Annotated in this window: 9 protein-coding genes; 6 read left to right on the forward strand and 3 right to left on the reverse strand. The window is 66.1% G+C overall.

Annotated features, from left to right (window positions below; translation table 11 throughout):
• Both VAE53_RS12430 and pth read right to left on the reverse strand, forming a co-directional pair.
• On the reverse strand, positions 1-588 hold a 588-nt coding region (locus VAE53_RS12430), incomplete at its 3' end, for a sigma-70 family RNA polymerase sigma factor (protein ID WP_322819692.1).
• Between the two features lie 115 nt (positions 589-703).
• Positions 704-1,336, reverse strand: coding sequence for an aminoacyl-tRNA hydrolase (pth, locus tag VAE53_RS12435; protein WP_322819693.1), 633 nt, complete (start codon positions 1,334-1,336; stop codon positions 704-706).
• 67 nt (positions 1,337-1,403) lie between these two features.
• Between pth and VAE53_RS12440 the strand changes: the two genes are divergently transcribed.
• Positions 1,404-1,574, forward strand: coding sequence for a hypothetical protein (locus VAE53_RS12440; protein ID WP_322819694.1), 171 nt, complete (start codon positions 1,404-1,406; stop codon positions 1,572-1,574).
• Complete coding sequence (locus tag VAE53_RS12445; protein ID WP_322819695.1) at positions 1,549-2,118, forward strand: DinB family protein; 570 nt, start codon at positions 1,549-1,551, stop codon at positions 2,116-2,118. The genes VAE53_RS12440 and VAE53_RS12445 overlap by 26 nt, the downstream gene beginning before the upstream one ends.
• A 7-nt stretch (positions 2,119-2,125) precedes the next feature.
• On the opposite strand, the gene VAE53_RS12450 is transcribed toward VAE53_RS12445, so the two are convergent.
• Positions 2,126-2,290: a hypothetical protein gene (locus tag VAE53_RS12450; RefSeq protein ID WP_322819696.1), complete on the reverse strand. Its 165-nt coding sequence runs from the start codon at positions 2,288-2,290 to the stop codon at positions 2,126-2,128.
• A gap of 115 nt (positions 2,291-2,405) precedes the next feature.
• Between VAE53_RS12450 and VAE53_RS12455 the strand changes: the two genes are divergently transcribed.
• The 4 genes from VAE53_RS12455 to VAE53_RS12470 form a co-directional block, all read left to right on the forward strand.
• Positions 2,406-3,092 (forward strand): PHP domain-containing protein, encoded by a 687-nt coding sequence (locus VAE53_RS12455; protein ID WP_322819697.1) that lies wholly within the window; start codon positions 2,406-2,408, stop codon positions 3,090-3,092.
• Positions 3,093-3,220: 128 nt separating this feature from the next.
• A complete protein-coding gene (locus VAE53_RS12460) occupies positions 3,221-3,508 on the forward strand; it encodes a ferredoxin family protein (RefSeq protein ID WP_322819698.1) in 288 nt (95 codons plus the stop codon).
• Between the two features lie 146 nt (positions 3,509-3,654).
• Positions 3,655-4,239 (forward strand): 50S ribosomal protein L25, encoded by a 585-nt coding sequence (locus tag VAE53_RS12465; RefSeq protein WP_322819699.1) that lies wholly within the window; start codon positions 3,655-3,657, stop codon positions 4,237-4,239.
• Between the two features lie 15 nt (positions 4,240-4,254).
• Positions 4,255-4,887: hypothetical protein (locus tag VAE53_RS12470; RefSeq protein ID WP_322819700.1), on the forward strand; the 633-nt coding region annotated here is incomplete at its 3' end.

A 4,887-nucleotide genomic window follows, 5' to 3' on the forward strand; every position in this document is an offset into this window, starting at 1 on the left:
TCTCGGGAAATCGAAGTGGGTCGGCGGGTGGGGGGCTGGTAGGGGTGGGCGCTGGGTCGGTGGTGTCGATGGTGGGGAGGTGCGCGGCGTGTGGGGTTGGGGGTGGGCATGGGGAGGGGCGTGGTGTTCGGGGGGCCACGTGTGGGAACGCGGCCTTCCTGGGTCGTGGTATCGGAACGGTTCGAGGAGTCGCAGGGTGCGAGGGTGGCGGAGTTTGTTCAGGGCTTTGGCTTCGATTTGTCGGACGCGCTCTCGGGTGACGCCCAAGATCTTTCCGATTGTCTCGAGGGTTTGTGGCTCTCCGTCTACCAATCCGAAGCGGTGAAGGAGAACGAACTGTTCGCGTTCTTGAAGGGTGCTGAGCAGGTGCTCGATGGTCCGCCGGAGGTCGATGGTGAGGACGATGGCTTCGGGGTCGGTTGGGTTTTCATCGGGGAGGAGGTCGCCGAGCACGAGGTCGCCGACGCGGGGACGGAGGCGGCGGTTGGCCGGGGAGTAGACGGTGTCCATGGCGAGCGGAGTTTGAAGGGTGAAGCAGATGGGTGCGGGGTAGAGGTCGTAGGGGCTGGGGATCGGCTCGGCGGGCATCGTCGGTGACTCGGGCGGCGCGGTGTGCGGTGTGGTGGTCCCGGCGGGGGGTTACAAGGCGAAGCGTGGCACCGGCCGGCGACATCCTTTGTCGTTTTGGACACGGGGAGGCCGTTCAGGCTTTGCGATTGTAGGCGGTGGCGGCGGCTTCGACGCCGTCGGTGAGGATGGTTTCGATGGCGTCGGCGGCGCGCTGGACTGCGGCTTCGAGGAGTTCGCGCTCGGTGGGAGAGGGTGGGCTGAGGACCCAATCGGCGACGATTTCGGGGTCCCAGGTGGGCTGGCCACCTTCGAGTGGCCGGCCGATGCCGATGCGGACGCGGATGAATTCGAGCCCGGCGTGCTGGGCGATGCTTTTGAGGCCGTTGTGGCCGCCGTGGCCGCCGCCTGCTCTGACGCGGATTTGGCCGGGTGGAAGGTCGAGGTCGTCGTAGGCGACGATGGTGTGTGCGAGGTCGCAGCCGGTCCACTGGAGCGCTTGGGCGACGGCGCGGCCGCTGAGGTTCATGTAGGTTTTGGGGCGGACGAGTGCGACCTGGTGGCCGTGGAGGGTGCCGACGCCGATGTGCATGAGACTCCCGACGGCTTTTGGTTGGGTGCCGGCGCGGCGGGCGAGGGTGTTGACGACCCAGAAGCCGACGTTGTGTCGTGTGCGAGCGTACTGTTCGCCGGGGTTGCCGAGGCCGACGACGAGCCAGTCGGCGGCGAACCGTGGGCCGGCCGCGGCGGGCTTTCGGCGGAATGGCATGGGGGGAGTGTGGCACGGGTGGGGCGTTCGCCCAACCAGGTGGGTGGGGATGGCGTAGAATCGGGCGGTGCCGCTGGTGGAGTTCGCGACGGATCTGGTGTTCGGGAGCCTCTATGGGGCGGTGGTGGCGATGATCGCGCTGGTGGCGGCGATTCCGTACGGGGTCTGGCAGGGGCTGCGCCGGCTGGCTCGCTTTTTTGGAGGGAAGGCAGATGGCGACGCGCGAACAGGTGGATGAACTGTTGGCGAAGATGGCGGAGGAGCGGACGAGGCTTATCGCGGTGGCGATGGCGCTTTCGCCGGAGGAGGCGTTGCGGGTGCCGGTGGATGCGGAGGGCGAGGAGCAGTGGACGGCGCTGGAGCAGTTGGCCCATCTGTGCGAGATGGAGCGGACGTACGATGCATGGGTGCGGGCTGCGCTTCGGGAGGAGAATCCGGATTTGGGGAGGATCCCGTGGCAATCGGTACCGGTGCCGGTGGAGGAGGCGAATCGGTACACGGTGGCGGATCTGCTGCGGCAGCTGGAGCTGGAGCGGCAATATACGCTGGGGTTGATCGATGGGATGCGGTTGGAGGATTTCGACCGGGTGGCGACGAGCCCGCTTTTCGGGACGTTGACGGTGCTGCAGTATTTGCGTTCGTTCTATCGGCACGATCGGCAGCACACGGCGCAGATTTTGGGCCGCGCGAGTGAGTATCGGCCGAATTTCAAGGGCAGGGAGCCGAACCAGCGGAGGATGCGGCTGGAGCTGGTGGCACGGCGGCAGCAGAGCCAGGCGTAGGGGTGCTTCAGGCGCTGTCCTGGAGGCGCGGGGCGGTGGGGAGGGGCGCTAGCTCGACGGGGACGACCGAGCGGCGGCCGCATTTTTCGCATTCGCGGATGCGGATGGCGCGGGTTCGGAGGTCGACGAGGTAGCGCCAGGCGTGGTTGCAGGGGCCGGAGGTTCGTTCCATATCGCGATCATGCGACGCGCCGATGAACGGAGTGTTTCGGGGCTGGGTGAGGGTGGCCGGGGGTGTTTCGCGTTGCCCGGGGAGCGGGGGCAGCCCTATAGTACCGGGCAGCCCCATGCTCATTGACATTCACAGCCACACCTGGCCACGTTCGCACGACAGCGTTCTGAACCCGGATGACTTGATCGTTCGCGCGAAGGCGGCGGGGCTCGATGCGATCGTGTTCACGGAGCACGACACGGTTTGGGATTACAAGGCGATCGAGGAGCTGCGAGCGAAGCACAATTTTTTGGTGCTGGCGGGTGTGGAGATTTCGACGGACGACGGGCATATTTTGGCGTTCGGGATCGACAAGTACGTGTTCGGGATGCATCGGTCGCGGGAGCTGGCGTCGTACGTGGAGAAGGTTGGTGGGGCGCTGGTGGCGGCGCATCCGTATCGGCGGCAGATGCCGTGGTTTTCGCGGAATGACGATGAGTATCGTGCGGCGCTGGAGAAGGCGGCGCGGAATCCTGCGTATCAGTTCGTGCGGGGGCTGGAGGAGATCAATGGGCGGGGTTCGGACAAGGAGAACGAGTTTTCGCAGCGGCTCTGCGAGATGATGAACTTGCCTGGGACGGGTGGGACGGATTCGCACGCGATTTCGGACATCGGGAAGTGTGCGACGTATTTCGAGCGGGAGATTCGGGACGAGCGGGAGTTGATCGAGGAGATCAAGGCGGGGCGTTTTTACGCGGTGGATCTGCGGACGGGGAAGCCGGTGGCGGTGCGGGATGCTCGCCGGGAGCGGTTGCGGGAGTAGGTGGTTCAGGGCGTTATGGATTCGATGCCGGATTGGCGGCTCTTCTTCACAGAGGGAGGGGCCGATAGTAGTATGCGAAGCGCCTACGTGGCAGGAACGCAGCACCCCCGACGGGAGAGGAGCCCCGAATGTCCTACGTAATCACGGACCCCTGCATCGACGTCCAAGACCAGGCGTGCGTGGAAGTTTGCCCGGTCGACTGCATCCACTTCGACGAAGGCGAGGATCGGATGCTCTACATCAATCCGGACGAGTGCATCGACTGCGGTGCATGCGAGCCTGCCTGCCCGGTGTCGGCGATTTTCGCGGAGGACGATGTGCCGGCCGACAAGGCGATTTTCAAGGAGATCAATGTGCTCTGGTACAGCGACAAGGCTGCGGCTCGGGCGAAGGTTGCGGAGCTGAAGCCTGCCTGACGGCTGGCACGTCTTTGCGTTGGGACGGGAGCCGCTCGGCCGAGGGCTCCCGTTTTCGTTGGCCGCGGCTTGACCCTGAGGCTGCCTCGGGTAAGTTGGTGGTGTTGCGCCACGTATGGAGCGTGGCCGAGAGGGTTGAACGACGTATGGCAGAACGTGTGACGATCGAGGCGGCTCCGAGGTCGGTAGTTGGCAAGCAGGTGAAGCATCTCCGTCGGGAGGGTCGGCTGCCGGCGAATGTGTATGGGCGGGGGCTCCCGTCGCGGGCTATCGAGATCGATGCGCGGGAGTTCGCGCGGACGATCAAGTCGGCGGGGCTGCGCGCGATGATCGAGTTGAGGGTGACGGGCGAGCCGAACCCGCGGTATGTGATTCTGCGCGGCATTGCGCGGGCGCACGGTACGGGCGAGCCGATCCATGTGGACTTTTTCCAGGTGGACCCGGAGCGGCCGATTACGGCGAACGTGCCGTTGCGGTTGGTGGGCGAGGCGCCGGCGGTGCGCGATTTGGCGGGGACGTTGTTGCCGGGGATCGAGATCGTGTCGGTTCGCTGCCGGCCGCTGGACATTCCGGATACGATCCCGGTGGACATCGCGCCGCTGAAGTCGTTCGATTCGGTGCTGACGGTGGGGGATATCGTGCCTCCGCCGGGGGTGGAGATTTTGACGGACCCGTCGGTCGTGGTGGCGTCGGTGGCGAAGCCGCGCATCCGCGGTCAGCGCGGCGGGTAAGCGTGCGACGAGGTGGTGGAACGCAGCTACCCGGCTGATCAGGCGGAGGCCGGGCTCCGGCTGTTCCTGGGCTGGTTCGGTCCGCATTATGCGCGGAGCACTGCGGTGGAGGATGCGACGTCGGACGGGACGACGTTGCGGGCGACGGTGGTGGTGGGGCGGCGGTGGTCGTTGGGGCTGACGGTGGTGAACTTGTTCGGGCCGGATGCGACGTTGGAGTGGGAGGCGGTGCGGGCGACGGTGGAGCGGCGGCTGGATACGGAGGGTCGGGCGGTGGCGGTCTGGGTACCGCGGGGTGCGGTGCCGCCTTCGCAAGAGCCGGGGCTGTCGCAGCTGGCGCTCGCACTGGCCGAGGCACGGAAGCTCGACGATGGACGGCTGGAGTTTTGCCGGCCGGTGAGTCTGTATCTTCGACGGGTGGCGACGACGGGATCGGTGGTGACGGCGTTGGGGGGGTTGGCGGCTCATTGGGCGAAGTTCACGAATCGTGTACCGGGGACGTTTCAGCTGAATTCGCACGAGCTGTTCCGGCTGCCGACTGGTGATGCGGAACGGGAGGAGCTTTTCGAGCGAATCGTGATGGCGTCGCAGCAGCCGGAGGTGGACGATACGGTGGTGGTACCGGCGCGGGACTGCTGGACGGCGAAC

The organism is Tepidiforma sp. (assembly GCF_034432735.1).
Classification (GTDB): domain Bacteria; phylum Chloroflexota; class Dehalococcoidia; order Tepidiformales; family Tepidiformaceae; genus Tepidiforma.